Source organism: Thalassotalea fonticola (genome assembly GCF_032911225.1).
Lineage (GTDB): Bacteria > Pseudomonadota > Gammaproteobacteria > Enterobacterales > Alteromonadaceae > Thalassotalea_A > Thalassotalea_A fonticola.
The window spans coordinates 493,896-508,889 of record NZ_CP136600.1 but is presented as its reverse complement, the minus strand read 5'-3'; the positions used below and the strand labels follow the sequence as shown (position 1 = coordinate 508,889).

The window sequence follows — 14,994 nt, the reverse complement described above, 5'->3', positions numbered from 1 at the left end:
GATGAATAAAAAGCATATAACTCTTATCGTTTTTATTACTTTAATCATTATTTTCTGGTTGTTTAAGGTTTTGTTTCTTGCCTCAGATACAGCAGTCGCAGTGGTGCCTGATGTTGATGGTGAAGTACATAAACAACAGCAACAAGATGCTGTTCAAGATTATAGCCAGCAAAAAATTATCGCCCTAGCACCGCATGTCGTTGAGGTACTGTTTGATATTGGCGTTGGTAACAGAATAGTTGCAACCACCGAACATTCTGACTTCCCAGAGCAGGCAAATTCAATCCCCCGTGTTGGTAATTACGCCCGGCTAAAAATAGAAAAAATTCTGGCTTATCAGCCCGACTTGATAATTGCCTGGCGTACAGGAAATCCAAGTGATGACTTAGAGCGCTTGGAGCAATTGGGCTTAAAGGTTATTTACTCCGACCCTATTAATTTATCTGATGTAGCCAAAGAGCTGAGGTTATTTGGCAAGCTCACCGGCAGCAGCGAACGGGCCGAACAAAAAGCCCGAGATTTTGAGCAAAAATTATTAGCTTTAAAACAGCAATATCATAACAAACAGCCTGTTTCAGTATTTTATGAGCTTTGGTCAAAACCGTTAACTACGGTTGCACGAAATGCTTGGCCGCAACAACATTTAGAAATTTGCGGAGCCAGTAATCCGTTTAAGCAGTTAATTAATGATTATCCGCAAATAAACATTGAGCAAATTATTGTTGCCAACCCAGAATTAATTATTCAACCAATGTCGGCCGGTGAACCAAACCCTGATGCGATAGACTGGCAAAAATTTCAACAAGTTACATCGGCTAAATATCAACAATTATTAAAGCCGAATTCAGACATTTTACATCGCATGAGCTATCGGTTACTCACCGAGTTAGAACAGCTTTGTGTCGATATTGATAAAAGTAGACATTTTTATCAGAGCTTAGAAAACCAAATTTGAGCGTAGCTCAATACGATACCAAGTTTAATTAGTTTTTCCCACTCGCTGAGAACAAACTTAATAGAATTGGTATTTGCCACTGAAGTCATTCTCAGGGCGATAATTTGAAGTCAGTAAAACTGACAGTACTGTCGTTAAGATATTCGTCATAAAAACGAATTTTAACGGGAAACAAGTGCCGAACAACCGATTAAACTCAGGTTATTCATATTCTTGTACTGCCCCCGCAACGGTGATTTTATTAATAATTATGACGAACGTCTACTTGTTAATAAATAAGTCCGGAGACCGATCTTAGCGCTAGTTTTTTCAGATGCGGTGGGCATCTTTAGTGAGGAAATAATGAATAAAACCATAATAGCAACAACCCTGATCTCTGTTGGGATCTCAGCAACATTTTGCCAAAACGCCTATGCAGCAAACGTAGAAGCACACGCAGATGAGCATATGCTTGTTACAGCAAACCGTAGCCAGCAAGAGCAGTTTTTAGCGTTATCAGCAAACTCGGTGATCACCAGTGAGCAGATAAAAACCATGCAAGTAGGTAATATCAGTGAATTACTTGATACTGTAGCCGGCATCAGTGTAGTACAACAAGGCGGCGCTGGCCAATCGACCTCTATTTTTATGCGCGGTACGAACTCTAATCACACCTTAATTTTAGTAGATGGTGTACGTATAAACTCAGCCACCTTAGGCACAACTAATTTAACCGCAATTTCGCCAAGCCAAATTGAGCGTATTGAAATTGTTAAAGGCCCAAGAGCTGCACTTTGGGGCAGTGATGCCATTGGCGGCGTGATCCAAATATTTACCAAACAGCTGCATACTGGTGAAGGAACTGTAACCATAGGAGCCGGCAGTAATGGCTTACTTCAAGCTGATGCAGCCATTGGTTTAGGTAACGATAAACATAATTTAACCATAGCAGTATCAACTGAAAGCAGTGATGGTTTTAACGCGTATACTACTGACCCATTCCCATATGACATTAATGAAGATGATGACGACGGCTATGATCGTTTCAGTGTTAGTGCCGTTGGCAGTAGCCAATTAACGAATACAGTATCGCTACATTTAGTTTCTCGCTATGAAAGTGGTAATAGTGAATTTGATGCATCATATCCAGATAGCCCATGCTGGTTTGACGACACCTTAGCTTGTCCTGCTTTTTATGCCAATGAACAAGACCATGAAAACTACTCGGTAAAACTGGCAAGTCGCTATCAAGGTGATAACTTGTTCAGTGAATTATCGCTGGCAACAAGTCAAGACGAAGGCGAAAGCTTTGGTAATGAAACTACGCCAAGTAAAATTACTACCGAGCGTGACCAGGTAAGCTTTATCAACCAATATCAGTTCACCAAGAGCACTTCATTCAGCCTTGGTCTGGATTACTATATTGAAGAAATTTCTAATAGTGAAGATTTAGATGTTTGGGCCCCCGGTTTCCAAACATGGGATGAAGTAGAGCGAGAAGTAAGTGCGGTATTTATTCAGGCACAACACCAACTTGGCAAAGTTTTACTTGAAGGCGCTGCGCGCCATGATGATATTGAAAACCTTGATGCTGAAACAACCTATAATGCATCGATAGGTTATCAGCTCAATGATAATTGGCTTGTCAGCGTAACGCGCGGCACAGGTTTTAAAGCGCCTACATTTAATGATTTATACTGGCCTGGCTCAGGGAACCCTGATTTGCAACCAGAAAAAATTACCAATAACGAAATTCTAATTCGCCATCAATTTAGCTCAACCAACCTCAGTGCTAAAATTGAATTTAGCGCTTTTGATTCTGAAGTTGAAAACTTGATTGCCTGGGCACCAAATGAATTTGGTTTATGGCAACCAGCTAATATTAATTCAGCCGAAATCAGCGGCGCAGAAGCGTCACTGATGCTTAATATTGGTCATTTAACCAATCAGTTAAACTTAACCTTTGTAGATGCTGAAGATTCTGTTAGCGGTGATAAACTACTTCGTCGTCCCGAGCTAACAGCAACGTATAGTTTAGCTTATTACTGGCAAGATTTTACCTTCAACAGTGTCGTGTCTTATAGAGATGAAAGTGTTGATGCCGGTGATGTTAAGTTAGATAGCTACGTATTAGTTGATTTTGGCGTAAATTATCAAGCAACAAGTAATATCAGTGTAAACGCTAAAGTGAACAATATCTTCGATGAAGAGTACGAAACTTCACTAAATTACTTTGCCGATGGTACTAATTACAAAGCATCAGTTACTTATAGTTTCTAGTAATAGGCACTATTCCCATTTAAAATACCGCACTTAAACTTTTAAGCTGCGGTATTTTTTTATACACTAAACTTGTCTATAGATTATTAACCAAGAGTTTCCAAATGATCGATTACCGCTCAGACACAGTTACCAAACCAAACGCAGATATGCTGCAAGCCATGATACACGCCGAACTTGGCGATGATGTTTATGGCGACGACCCAACCGTAAATGCCCTTGAAGCAAGGTTAGCTAAACTTAGTGGTTTTGACGCGGCGATGATAGTAAATTCAGGCACGCAATCAAACCTTTGTGCCCTTCTAGCCCATTGCGGCAGAGGTGAGGAATATATTGTTGGGCAGGGTTATCATAGCTATCTTTATGAAGCTGGGGGAGCAGCCGTTCTTGGCAGCGTCGTACCACAGCCAATTAAAGAGCAAGACAATGGCGAACTTAATTTCAACGATATAGCAGCGGTGATCAAAGAAGACGATTCACACTTTGCCAAATCAACACTGTTAAGTCTTGAAAATACCTATTGCGGAAAAGTGATACCACTCGAGTATTTTGCCCGGGCAAGAAAGTTTGCTGACCAACACGGCCTTGATATACACCTTGATGGCGCACGTATATTTAACGCATTAACCGCCATAAACCTTGAATTAAAAGATATTTGCCAGTACGTAGATTCAATTTCCATTTGTTTTTCCAAAGGCTTGGGAACCCCTATGGGTTCAGTACTTTGCGGAAATTTAGAGTTTATCAACAAGGCCCGCCGCATTAGAAAAATGGTCGGAGGCGGCACTCGACAGGCAGGGATTATTGCCAAGGCCATGGATTATGCCCTTGATCATAATATTGAACGCTTACAAATTGATCACGCTAATGCTGTACTGCTTGCTGATTTATTAACTGAATGCAACAAGCTTAGTGTTACAACACCACAAACCAATATGGTTTATATCGATTTGGATGACAGTGTCGATGGCGAGGTCTTGGCGAAATTGCTTATTGCTGAAGGCATAAAAATTTCAGCGGGACAAAACTTGCGTCTGGTCACTCACTTGAACATTAGTACCGCCGATATTATCTATACCGCCGATACGATTAAAGAAACCATTTCGTTAATGTCTGGCGAAATGTAGATACCACTTTACTGGCAAAAAAAGGGCCACTGGCCCTTTCGTTGATTAGACGCTTAATTGGTGTATTTAAACTTGTTGAAAGTGGTATACAGAGCCAAGGTTAAGCAGTTGCGTTAATTCATCTAATGCAGTACGTGATTCAACTAACAAATTTGGATCGCGTAAATCATCAAAGCTTAACTGATCACGGTAATGCTTATTTATCCAAGCTTCTAAATTGCCATAAAGCGCATCACTCATAATACAATTTTGGTTAACGGCCGCGAGTTCGTTTTCAGTCATCGCTACACGTAATCGTAAACACGCAGGGCCACCGCCATTTTTCATGCTTTCATTTACGTCAAAATACTTCACTTGCTTGATCGGCGTATTCAAGGTAACAAGTCGGTCTAAATACGCTTTAACCTTTGGATTGTGATAACAATGCTTCGGCGCAATTATCGCCATTTCCTTACCATTTGGACCGTCATTTAAGGTGATAATTTGGGTGTTAAATAAATAGGTTTGCACACAATCTTGCAAAGATACTTCGTCAGTACTTACTTTGATAAAATGTACATCGTCAGAGCCGAATTTACTTTGAACTTCAGCTAAAAATTTATCGGTGTTTAAAAATGCTTGCTCATGGTAGAACAACACATTTTGGTTACCCACAGAGATCACGTCGTTATGAAACACACCTTGATCAATCACATCGGGGTTTTGTTGAACGTAAACTACATTATCATCACCTAAACCGTGTAAACGAGCAACGGCCTGGCTTGCTTCTAATGTTTGTCTAGCCGGAAACTTTTTCGGCGCCGGCTTGGCACTATTAAACGCATACTTGCCAAAAGTAAATATTTCGACGCCCTGCTCACCATAGTTATTACATAAACGAGTATGGTTTGCTGCGCCCTCATCACCAAAGTGATCATTTTCATTAAGGTGTAAATGATGATTAAAGTGTTTTTCATCGTTAAACACCGCTTTTAAAATATTACCGGTAATTTCAGGCTCTAGTGAACGATGAAATTTATTGGTTAAGTTAGCTGGAGTAAAGTGAATTTTACCATCGTGGGTATCACCTGACGGAGATACCGTTGAAGAATTTGCCGTCCACATGCTAGAGGCACTAAAACACGCAGATAATACATTAGGTGCTTCTTTATGAGCTTGCTCCAATACATTGGCATCGGTTCCTGAAAAGCCTAAACGACGTAGTGACAGAATATCAGGACGCTCTTGTGGAGCAAATACCCCTTGGGTCATGCCCATGTCGTGTAAAGCTTTCATTTTAGCAATACCTTGTAAGGCAGCGCTTTTTGGACTCGAAATATCATTAGCACTTAATTTAGAGGCAACATTGCCTATCGATAAACCTGCATAATTATGAGTAGGACCAACTAAACCATCAAAATTTGCTTCAAAACTATTCACTTTTCAAATACCCAACATTTATAGAATTTTGGCTATTGTAACGAGTTTTTTGCACTAGTAAATGGCAAAACCCCTTGTTTTTCGCCTAATTGCGCCTGTTTGTAAATTACTTGTTGACTTTAGAGCTTAAACTCAGTAAATATAAATCAATGTTTACCAAATATTAATTTTCGATGCCAAATATTCTAATTATCATTAAACTCATACTGGTCGTGGTTTTATTACCAAGCCAAGGGTTGTGACTGAATATTTAAAAACGAATAAAAATTCATAAAACCCTCGCTGTAAAAACCGAGGGTTTTGTTTTTTCTGGACGAAAAAAACTTTTAAAAAAGGCAACAAAATGACAACAGAACAATATTCAGGAGCAGAATTACTTATAAAATCTCTTGCAGAGTTAGATGTAGAATACATCTTTGGCTATCCAGGCGGCTCTGTATTAGATATTTATGATGCAATTTTTAGACAAGATGCAGTAAGCCACATCCTTGTCCGTCATGAACAAGCAGCAACTCATATGGCCGAGGGCTATACCCGCTCATCTGGTAAATGTGGTTATGTATTAGCCACTTCAGGGCCAGGTAATACCAACTGTATTACCGGTATCGCTAATGCTTATATGGACTCTATTCCAATGGTTGTCCTTGCCGGACAAGTAGCGGCAACGTTAATTGGCGGTGACGCGTTCCAGGAAACGGATATTATCGGCTGTTCACGCCCTATCGTTAAACACAGTTTTAACTGTCGTAGTGCCAGCGAATTACCAAATGTTGTTGCTAAAGCTCAGTATATCGCCGAATCAGGACGTCCAGGACCTGTTGTCATTGAATTGCCTAAAGATATCTTAAACCCTGATATTAAAATGCCATTTGTGATGAACAAAGACGTAAAAATGCGCTCTTACAATCCAAATATTAAAGGGCACAGCAAACAAATTCGTAAAGCCGTTGAAAAGATTGTTAACGCTAAAAAATTGGTGATCTACACTGGCGGCGGCATTGTTCTTGCCAATGCATCAGAAAAACTAACAACTTTAGTGGAACGTTTAAATGCGCCGTGTACTAATACGTTAATGGGTTTAGGCGGCCTTAGCGGCTTACATGACAACTTTATTGGCATGCTAGGTATGCATGGTACTGCAGAAGCCAATAAAGCCATGGCCGGCGCTGATATTATTCTGGCCTTAGGTGCGCGCTTTGATGACCGTGTAACCAATAAAGTAGAAAAGTTTTGTCCAAATGCAACCATCATTCATGTAGATATTGACCCTACATCGATATCAAAAACAGTTAATGCTCATATTCCAATTGTCGGTAATGTTGACATTGTTATTGATCAACTAACCGCGCAATTAGATGAAGTTGGCCATAAACATAATAAAGATGACTTTAAAGAGTGGTGGAATGAAATTAATGTGTGGCGTAATCTGAATAGCTTTAGCTATGAAAAACATCCAGATAAAATTAAGCCACAGCAAGTTGTTGAATCAATATACAAGCACACTAACGGTGATGCTTATGTATGTTCAGATGTAGGCCAACACCAAATGTTTGCCGCACAATATTACCCGTTTAAAAAGCCGCGCCAATGGATCAACTCTGGTGGTCTAGGTACTATGGGATTTGGTTTGCCCGCAGCAATGGGCGCGAAAGTTGCTTTCCCTGATGCCCACGTTGTTTGTGTAACCGGCGATGGTTCGATTCAAATGAATATTCAAGAACTGTCTACCTGTTTACAGTACAACTTACCTGTAGTCGTTGTAACTTTAAATAACCGCTCACTGGGTATGGTTCGCCAATGGCAAGACATGATTTACGGTGGTCGTCACTCTTCATCATATATGGAGTCTTTGCCCGATTTTATTAAGCTAGCTGAAGCTTATGGCCATGTAGGTATGCAAGTAAATCACCCCGATGAATTAGACGGCGCAATGAAAGAAGCATTCGCGATCAAAAACCGTTTAGTATTTATGGATGTATTAGTAGATGAAACCGAACACGTATACCCAATGCAAGTACGTTTTGGTGCAGTAGATGACATGTGGCTTAAAAAAGGAGAAAAAGTATAATGCGCCGTATCCTATCCATTTTATTAGAAAACGAACCAGGTGCCCTTTCACGTATTGTTGGTTTATTTTCACAACGCGCCTTTAATATTGAAAGCCTGTGTGTAGCTGCAACTGATGAGCCAACGATTTCTCGTATCACCATATCTACGTTTGGTGATGACAAAGTACTTGAGCAAATTACCAAGCAAGTTAATAAGCTTATTGATGTAATTCGCGTATCTGACTTAACTGACCGCGCTCACATTGAACGTGAATTAGTATTAGTGAAGGTACTGGCAATGAACAATGTCACCCGCACCGAAGTAAAGCGTATCGCCGATATCTTCCGTGGCGATATCATTGATGTAGGTAAGCAAATTTACACAGTACAATTAACCGGTGATGGAGATAAAATCGCCTCATTTATTGATGTGTTAAACAACGAAACTGAAATCATTGAAGTAGTACGCTCTGGAACCGTTGGCATTGCTCGCGGTGAAAAAGCCCTGCGCGTATAACTCCACAAAAGAGAAATAAATAGGGTCAGATCTAAATTAAACGATGAATAGATTTAATTTAGTTCTGACCCTAAATATATATGCAAATACAACTCGCTAACAAATCAGATAAAAACTCAATAAAACGGTTTTATAAAAGCAACCACTACAGCGCCAGTTTTATGGGTGATGATCAGTGTTTTTATATGACCAGCCAAGAAGAAATCATAGCATCTGTAATTATCTCATTTTCCAGCACTACACCTTTTTTACATGCCCTCGTTGTTAACAGAAACTATCAACATCAAGGACTGGCTACACAGATAGTCTTCCACTGCCAACATCGATTACCTAATATCAATTGTTTTGCTGATAAAACGTTAACCAAGTTTTATCAAAAATTAGGATTTGAATGTATCAACAGTAATAACTTACCCGATTGTTTACAAAGCCGATTCTATAGTTATCAGCGCAATAACAATACACTTAACGCTTTTCAGTACAGAGCATAGTTTAGCTAAATTAACAAGTTAATCAGTTGTTTGAATAAAGCTTGATCACATCAACAATCCCCTGCTGACAAACATCACAAAAATCATCCGTGCGGGTAAACATTATGCAATTGAGCTCACTGCGATAAAAACCTTTGGCAGAATAATTTGCCCCTTCAAATGCGCCTATCGCATCGTTAAACTCAGCTTTGGAAAACATCCCCTCAACAATGTCCTGGTTTTGATGAAATAATTTATCCATTTCGCTTTCAGGTTTATTCTCTTTTCTAAGCTGACTACGAATTTGTTGATATTCATAAGAATGCTTTTCATATTGCTGTTTTGGCCAGGGTGTAGGTAATGGCGTTTTGTTGTTAACTTTTGTTTGCCATTTCAGTGTTTTCCCATTTAATAAAGCCGTAACATTTGGCTCATAGGGTTCAATAACATTCGTTGCCGCAGCGTAAGCAACTGAACTGGTGTAGTATTCATCGGCAAGACCGGCAAAGTGATGGCCAAATTCATGAATGAACAAATAATCAGCCCAGTCACTATTTGCTGCCGCGGTTGAAAACAGACCGTAAATCCCACCGCCGCCATAGGTATCGTTATTAACAATAATCTCAACAAAATCATAAGGTGCAGATGACGCTATACGGCGAAAATTTCTATTATCACTGGTAAGCACATAACGCTCAGAGCCAAAAGCATCATAAGTAACCCCTAAAGGGCTGTCATGATAGGTGCCGGTTGATGGGCGAGATACACCAGATTCTTTCGTTAGTGGCGCAAGCGCCCAAACATTAAAGTTTTCTCTATGCTCTTTAAAAGGACTAGTTGCAAACAAGGCTTCGGTAAGTTCTTTTGCTGATCTTTTAAACTTAGGTAACTCTGCTGCAGTGTAGCCATCACCTAAAATAAGCAAATCGACCTTATCTTTAGGGTCGCCATTTTGTTCAATAGCAATGACTTGTTCACTATAGACCGCAGATTCTCGATGGTTTAAGTAATGGCTTGGATTTATTTCAGTAGTCCAAATATTCTGAAACTGATGGTTTGCATCACGCTTTTCAATTTCAATAATCACTTCTTTATCAGGCATAGGAAAACGCAGCGATTCATGAAATGTACGTTTAATTTTCTTTGCTTCGCCAGTGGTTTCCCATTCACCGTAAATAGAACTGTAGCTGCGAGTAAACAATACCTTTTTAGAGGTTTTATCTTGCACTATAAAACGGTACTTCCCTCGGTTTAAATCATCAATTGTCTGGCCAGTAGAGCCTGGCCAAGGTAATGGCTCGACCACCACGTTGTCTAACGAGAAAATCTCTTGTTGACTATCGCCGGTATGATAATAATCAACTCGAAGTGTTTGCACGTTAGCAACACAACTCCATGAGAGCAGTAATGCTAATACAGCAAATATGATTTTCATTTTAATTCCTTTAATTATCTTTACTGATTTAATCTACCAATATCGAAGTATATATGATGTTAGTCAACTTATTTTTATGGCATTACGTGTCAGCTCAGCTACAGTTAAATAAACAACACCAACAATGTTATCGCCCTATTGTATTAAATAACATATTGATAAACTTACTTTTAATTAATATAAAAATTTATGCCTCAATTGTACTACCCAAAAGAGCTCAGTTGGTTAGCGTTTAATGAACGCGTATTACAAGAAGCCCAAGATATTAATAACCCGGTAATAGAGCGGGTTAGGTTTTTAGGAATATTTTCTAATAACCAAGACGAATTTTTTCGCGTTAAAGTACCTGACTTAAAGCGCAAGGCGTTACTTAAAAAGGCAGAAGGCAATTTAAACGCATTAAATAAATATCAAACGCTGTTAGATAATATTCAGGAAAAGGTTTTAGCTTTTAATGCTAAGTTTAATCAAGCCTACCAAGATATACAGCAAGAGCTTAAAAAAAATGATATTGAAATAGTTAGCCATGAACAGTTATCTGCTTATCATCAGGAATGGCTAAAGCAATATTTTACTGACAAAGTGCTGCGTTACACCCAACCTTTGATCGTAAGTAATTTAATTGATTTTCCGAGCTGTATTGAAGATCATTTAACCTATCTATTTGTTGAATTAAGTAACCAGGAAAAATACCAATATGCGGCAATTGAAGTACCCTGCACTGAAACCAATCGCTTTGTGTTATTGCCAAAAGAAAAAGACAACAATGTGCAAAAAATCATTTTGCTCGATGATGTTGTCTGTTTTTCATTAACAGACATATTCAAAGGGTTATTCGCGTTTGACAGTATTATTGCTTACTCATTTAAAATGACCCGAGATGCAGAATACTTGCTGAGTGAACAAGACTTAGACGATTCAATTTTGATGAAAATGACGAAAAGCTTAAAGCAACGTCTGCATGCAGACCCTGTCCGAGTGGTGTGTGATGAAGAAATGCCACAGCGCATGGAAAAAAGATTGAAGAAGTTATTAGGATTTACTGCTTATGACAGCACGTTACCCGGTAGCCGTTATCGAAATTTTAAAGACTTTATTAATTTCCCCAATGTTGGCAAGGCAAGCCTTAGATATACCAAGTGGCGAGCGTTAGACAGTAAGCAGTTTCGCAAATACAACACCACTTTTGAAGCAATTAGCAAGCAAGATATATTACTGCACTACCCTTACCATAAGTTCCACCATTTTAAAGAATTTATCCGCCAAGCTTCGTTTGATCCTGCAGTAACGTCAATAAAATTAAATGTATATCGAGTGGCCCAAAAATCTCAAATTATTGGTTCATTATTAGATGCGGTTAGAAATGGTAAAAAAGTAACCGTAAACGTAGAACTTCGAGCGCGCTTTGATGAAAGTAATAACATTGAATGGTCTAAAAAAATGACCGATGCTGGTATTAAAGTATTATTTGGCATTAACTCACTCAAAGTACATTCAAAACTATGTCTGATAAATCGCCAGGAAAATGGCAGCATTGTTAAATATGCTCAAGTCAGTACTGGTAATTTCAACGAAGACACCGCCAAAATATACACAGACTTAGCCCTGTTCACTAAAAACCAGTTAATTGCTGAAGAAGTTGATAACGTATTTAAATTTATTGAGCATAGCTATAAAGACTTTCATTTTGATCATCTGCTTATTTCTCCAATAAACCAGAGAAAACGGCTTAATCAATTAGTAAAAAACGAAATCAAAAATGCTAAGGCAAACTTACCGGCAAAAATCATTTTAAAGCTAAATAACCTGGTTGATAAAAAACTAATCGATAAACTTTATGATGCCAGTAATGCCGGCGTAGATATTCATTTGATCATTCGTGGTATGTGCAGCTTAAAACCAGGTTTGGCCGGTATTAGCGAGCGAATAACAGTAACCAGTATTGTTGACCGATATTTAGAGCATGCAAGAGTGATGCTGTTTCATAATAATGGCGCCCCATTAGTATTTATCACATCTGCAGATTGGATGGCTCGCAATATAGAAGACAGAGTAGAAGTAGGTTTACCAATTTATTTCCCCCCTTTAAAGCAACAAATCATCGACATGCTCGAATTACAAATGGGTGATAACTGTAAAGCTAGAGTAATTGATCAACAGCAACAAAATAATTATGTTACCCGAGATAAACATAAAAAACAGAGCTCGCAACGGGAGATTTACCAATACTTAAAGTTATCAGAGCGTAATGAATAAATTAATTGCAAAGCCTGTAATAGGAAAATCAAACAGCAAAATACAAAAACTGGCCGTGGTTGATTTAGGCTCAAACAGTTTCCATTTAGTGCTTGCCCGAATTGTTGAACAAGATGTACAAATTTTATTAAAGGAAAAACTCAGAGTTCGTTTAGCGCAGGGATTAGATCATAATTTAAAGTTAACACAAGAGAGCATTGAACGTGGTTTAAAAACATTAGCCATATACGCAGAAACATTAAAAGGCTTTCATCCCGATCAAGTAAACATCATCGCCACTTACACATTGCGGGTAGCAATTAATGCGCATGAATTTCTAGAACAAGCCAAGACTATAATTCCCTACCCCATTAAGGTTGTTTCGGGTCAAGAAGAGGCGCGTCTTATCTATCAGGGTGTCGCACACTCTATGCACTATCAGCGTAATCGCTTAGTCATCGATATTGGTGGTGGAAGTACCGAGTTTATTATTGGCAAAGGGTTTGAAACCCTAACGCTTAGTAGTCGAAATGTTGGCTGTGTAAGCTTAACTAAAAAGCATTTTGGCCAAGGTAAGATCAACAAAAAACTCTTTAAAAATGCATTGCTGGCTGCAGAGCAAGAGCTCGAACCTATTGTTGACCAATATAAAAAGGTATCATGGCAATCTACTATTGGTACATCAGGAACCGTGTCAGCATTAATTGAAATAGCCCATGCCAACAACTTCTGTCAAGGTTCGCTGACGTATCAGGCGTTAAATGACATTAAAAATGCTCTGCTAAAATTCGAGCAACTACAACAGATAAAAATACCGGGATTAGCACTAGAAAGGCAACATGTTATTGTTGGTGGCTTAATTATAATGTTAGCTATTTTTGAGCTGTTTGATGTAGACCAGATTGAGTATTGCGACAAAGCCCTAAGAGAAGGTGTACTCTATGAAATGGAAGAACACTTACAACATGAAGACATTAGAGAAAGAAGCATTACCAGCCTGATTAAGCGGGTAAGTGTTGATCAACAACAGAGCGATCATGTTACTCAAACTTGCATGCAATTGTTAAGGCAATGTCAAACTGGCTGGAACTTTACAGCAATGCCAGAAACTAAATTGTACTTACAATGGGCAAGTGTTCTGCATGAAGTTGGCTTACACATAAATTCATCAAGTTATCACAAACATTCAGCTTATATCGTAGAAAATGCTAGCATGCTCGGCTTCAATCAAGATGAGCTTGCTTTGTTAACAACCCTATTATTGTTACACAGAAAAAAAATCCGCAAAGAATTAATCCCGGCCATGTCACTATTCGAGTCTACGTTTGTTATTCGGCTCATTGTAATATTTAGATTAGCGATATTATTTAATCAAAAACGTCAACATGGCTTTCTGCCAAGCTGGCTAATAAAAGTGAACAAAGCAGACGTTAAACTAGAATTTCCACAAAAGTGGTTGATTGATAAGGCATTATTTACAGCCAATCTGGATACTGAGAAAAAACAAATGCTTAAATTAGGAATTAAATTAAGTTATCGAGGCGTTTAATAGCTAAAACAATCTTGGTCAATCTCTGTTACCGCTGTGGCTATCGTGTGGCAATTTTAGTGGTTTACACAAATAGCCTTTGGTATGTGATGAACGAGCGCAATCTTTACAAATATGACGCGGTTTATCAACAATATGCCAAAGTTCATGTAAATGATTTTCAACTTCTTTTTTTTTCCATTTACACAAAGATTTAACCATTGTTTTCGCCTTAAAAGAGTTTGCACATCTATTATTCTTCTAAGTTTATGCAATAAATGCTTTTCTTGCCAAATCAAAACATGGATTTAATAAAATCACTCGTTTGAGGAATAAAAAACCAAGAGAATGCTGATATATTAGTAAAGATCATTAACCAAAGCTGAATTCTAAAGGAAAGCTTTTTAGATTTATGACGAAATCTCTGTTGCGCCCAAACAGCTCCAGGCCAACCTCCAATTAAGGCGAGCAGATGCAGGGTTGACTCAGGAATTCGCCAACGACCAGTTTGTGCTGATCTTTTATCCCAACCATAAAACATCACTGTAACTAAGCTTAATAATACATAGCCCGCAAAAAAATGAAACGAAACCTTACCTGATAAAACTAACCAAGCGAGAGTTGTAAGAAAAAGGCAGACCACATATAAAGAGATACCCATTGAAGTCTCATTTTTACTTTTGCGTCTTGGCTTTGAATATTTTTCGGTTAACTTATTTAAACGTTCTCCTGCATGAGTTGCTTGCTGAGCACATAACCTTCCTTGCTGATCTTTTATTAAAGTATAAGTAACAAGTTGGTTCAAAATCGGCCGTTTTGATTTAGTTTGAAAACTATTAATATGAACAAAAACGTCTTTACCTGGTGTTAACGGTTTAATGAATCCAAATCCTTTATCGTCATCCCATTTAGTGAGAGTTCCTTTTACACGCACTTTAACTCCTTACTTATCAATAATTAATTAGATCTTACAGTTTTTAAATTTACTCGTTGCAGTATTA

The 14,994-nt window shown here is 38.4% G+C and carries 12 protein-coding genes and 1 riboswitch; of the genes, 8 read left to right on the top strand and 4 right to left on the bottom strand.

Features of this window, described 5'->3' with window-relative positions; genetic code table 11:
• Nucleotide 1: 1 nt before the first annotated feature.
• From RI844_RS02100 to ltaE, 3 genes are all read left to right on the top strand, one after another.
• Nucleotides 2-955, top strand: coding sequence for a cobalamin-binding protein (locus RI844_RS02100; RefSeq protein WP_348396825.1), 954 nt, complete (start codon nt 2-4; stop codon nt 953-955).
• A 120-nt stretch (nt 956-1,075) separates the two neighbouring features.
• Nucleotides 1,076-1,266, top strand: a riboswitch (cobalamin riboswitch).
• 31 nt (nt 1,267-1,297) lie between these two features.
• A complete protein-coding gene (locus RI844_RS02095; RefSeq protein WP_348396824.1) occupies nt 1,298-3,214 on the top strand; it encodes a TonB-dependent receptor domain-containing protein in 1,917 nt (638 codons plus the stop codon).
• A gap of 104 nt (nt 3,215-3,318) precedes the next feature.
• Nucleotides 3,319-4,341, top strand: coding sequence for a low-specificity L-threonine aldolase (ltaE, locus tag RI844_RS02090; protein ID WP_348396823.1), 1,023 nt, complete (start codon nt 3,319-3,321; stop codon nt 4,339-4,341).
• A gap of 66 nt (nt 4,342-4,407) precedes the next feature.
• Here the strand turns inward: ltaE and astB are convergent, their stop codons facing one another.
• Nucleotides 4,408-5,760 (bottom strand): N-succinylarginine dihydrolase, encoded by a 1,353-nt coding sequence (gene astB / locus RI844_RS02085; protein ID WP_348396822.1) that lies wholly within the window; start codon nt 5,758-5,760, stop codon nt 4,408-4,410.
• A 343-nt stretch (nt 5,761-6,103) separates the two neighbouring features.
• Between astB and RI844_RS02080 the strand changes: the two genes are divergently transcribed.
• The 3 genes from RI844_RS02080 to RI844_RS02070 all read left to right on the top strand — a co-directional run bounded on the left by RI844_RS02080 (nt 6,104) and on the right by RI844_RS02070 (nt 8,816).
• Nucleotides 6,104-7,828 (top strand): acetolactate synthase 3 large subunit, encoded by a 1,725-nt coding sequence (locus RI844_RS02080; protein ID WP_348396821.1) that lies wholly within the window; start codon nt 6,104-6,106, stop codon nt 7,826-7,828.
• Nucleotides 7,828-8,325 carry an acetolactate synthase small subunit gene (ilvN, locus tag RI844_RS02075; protein ID WP_348396820.1) on the top strand — a complete coding sequence of 166 codons (498 nt, stop codon included), beginning with the start codon at nt 7,828-7,830 and terminating at the stop codon, nt 8,323-8,325. Before RI844_RS02080 ends, ilvN begins: the two co-directional genes overlap by 1 nt.
• Nucleotides 8,326-8,405: 80 nt before the next feature.
• Nucleotides 8,406-8,816, top strand: a complete 411-nt coding sequence (locus RI844_RS02070; RefSeq protein WP_348396819.1) for a GNAT family N-acetyltransferase — start codon at nt 8,406-8,408, stop codon at nt 8,814-8,816.
• A gap of 22 nt (nt 8,817-8,838) precedes the next feature.
• Here RI844_RS02070 and RI844_RS02065 read toward each other — a convergent pair whose 3' ends face one another.
• Entirely contained in the window at nt 8,839-10,230 is a 1,392-nt protein-coding gene (locus RI844_RS02065; RefSeq protein WP_348396818.1) for an IgA Peptidase M64, read from the bottom strand.
• 189 nt (nt 10,231-10,419) lie between these two features.
• Here RI844_RS02065 and ppk1 point away from each other — a divergent pair, with 189 nt between their 5' ends.
• A complete protein-coding gene (gene ppk1 / locus RI844_RS02060) occupies nt 10,420-12,486 on the top strand; it encodes a polyphosphate kinase 1 (RefSeq protein WP_348396817.1) in 2,067 nt (688 codons plus the stop codon).
• Entirely contained in the window at nt 12,479-14,014 is a 1,536-nt protein-coding gene (gene ppx / locus RI844_RS02055; RefSeq protein ID WP_348396816.1) for an exopolyphosphatase, read from the top strand. Before ppk1 ends, ppx begins: the two co-directional genes overlap by 8 nt.
• Before the next feature lie 18 nt (nt 14,015-14,032).
• Here the strand turns inward: ppx and RI844_RS02050 are convergent, their stop codons facing one another.
• Both RI844_RS02050 and RI844_RS02045 read right to left on the bottom strand, forming a co-directional pair.
• Nucleotides 14,033-14,215: a hypothetical protein gene (locus RI844_RS02050; protein WP_348396815.1), complete on the bottom strand. Its 183-nt coding sequence runs from the start codon at nt 14,213-14,215 to the stop codon at nt 14,033-14,035.
• Between the two features lie 73 nt (nt 14,216-14,288).
• Entirely contained in the window at nt 14,289-14,927 is a 639-nt protein-coding gene (locus tag RI844_RS02045) for a cold shock and DUF1294 domain-containing protein (RefSeq protein WP_348396814.1), read from the bottom strand.
• Between the last annotated feature and the right edge of the window lie 67 nt (nt 14,928-14,994).

What these genes read in the sequence shown, in the direction of transcription:
- RI844_RS02100 (WP_348396825.1), top strand. Translation starts at nt 2, where the DNA reads ATGAATAAAAAGCATATAACTCTTATCGTTTTTATTACTTTAATCATT.
- RI844_RS02095 (WP_348396824.1), top strand. Translation starts at nt 1,298, where the DNA reads ATGAATAAAACCATAATAGCAACAACCCTGATCTCTGTTGGGATCTCA.
- ltaE (WP_348396823.1), top strand. Translation starts at nt 3,319, where the DNA reads ATGATCGATTACCGCTCAGACACAGTTACCAAACCAAACGCAGATATG.
- RI844_RS02080 (WP_348396821.1), top strand. Translation starts at nt 6,104, where the DNA reads ATGACAACAGAACAATATTCAGGAGCAGAATTACTTATAAAATCTCTT.
- ilvN (WP_348396820.1), top strand. Translation starts at nt 7,828, where the DNA reads ATGCGCCGTATCCTATCCATTTTATTAGAAAACGAACCAGGTGCCCTT.
- RI844_RS02070 (WP_348396819.1), top strand. Translation starts at nt 8,406, where the DNA reads ATGCAAATACAACTCGCTAACAAATCAGATAAAAACTCAATAAAACGG.
- RI844_RS02065 (WP_348396818.1), bottom strand. Translation starts at nt 10,230, where the DNA reads ATGAAAATCATATTTGCTGTATTAGCATTACTGCTCTCATGGAGTTGT.
- ppk1 (WP_348396817.1), top strand. Translation starts at nt 10,420, where the DNA reads ATGCCTCAATTGTACTACCCAAAAGAGCTCAGTTGGTTAGCGTTTAAT.
- ppx (WP_348396816.1), top strand. Translation starts at nt 12,479, where the DNA reads ATGAATAAATTAATTGCAAAGCCTGTAATAGGAAAATCAAACAGCAAA.
- RI844_RS02050 (WP_348396815.1), bottom strand. Translation starts at nt 14,215, where the DNA reads ATGGTTAAATCTTTGTGTAAATGGAAAAAAAAAGAAGTTGAAAATCAT.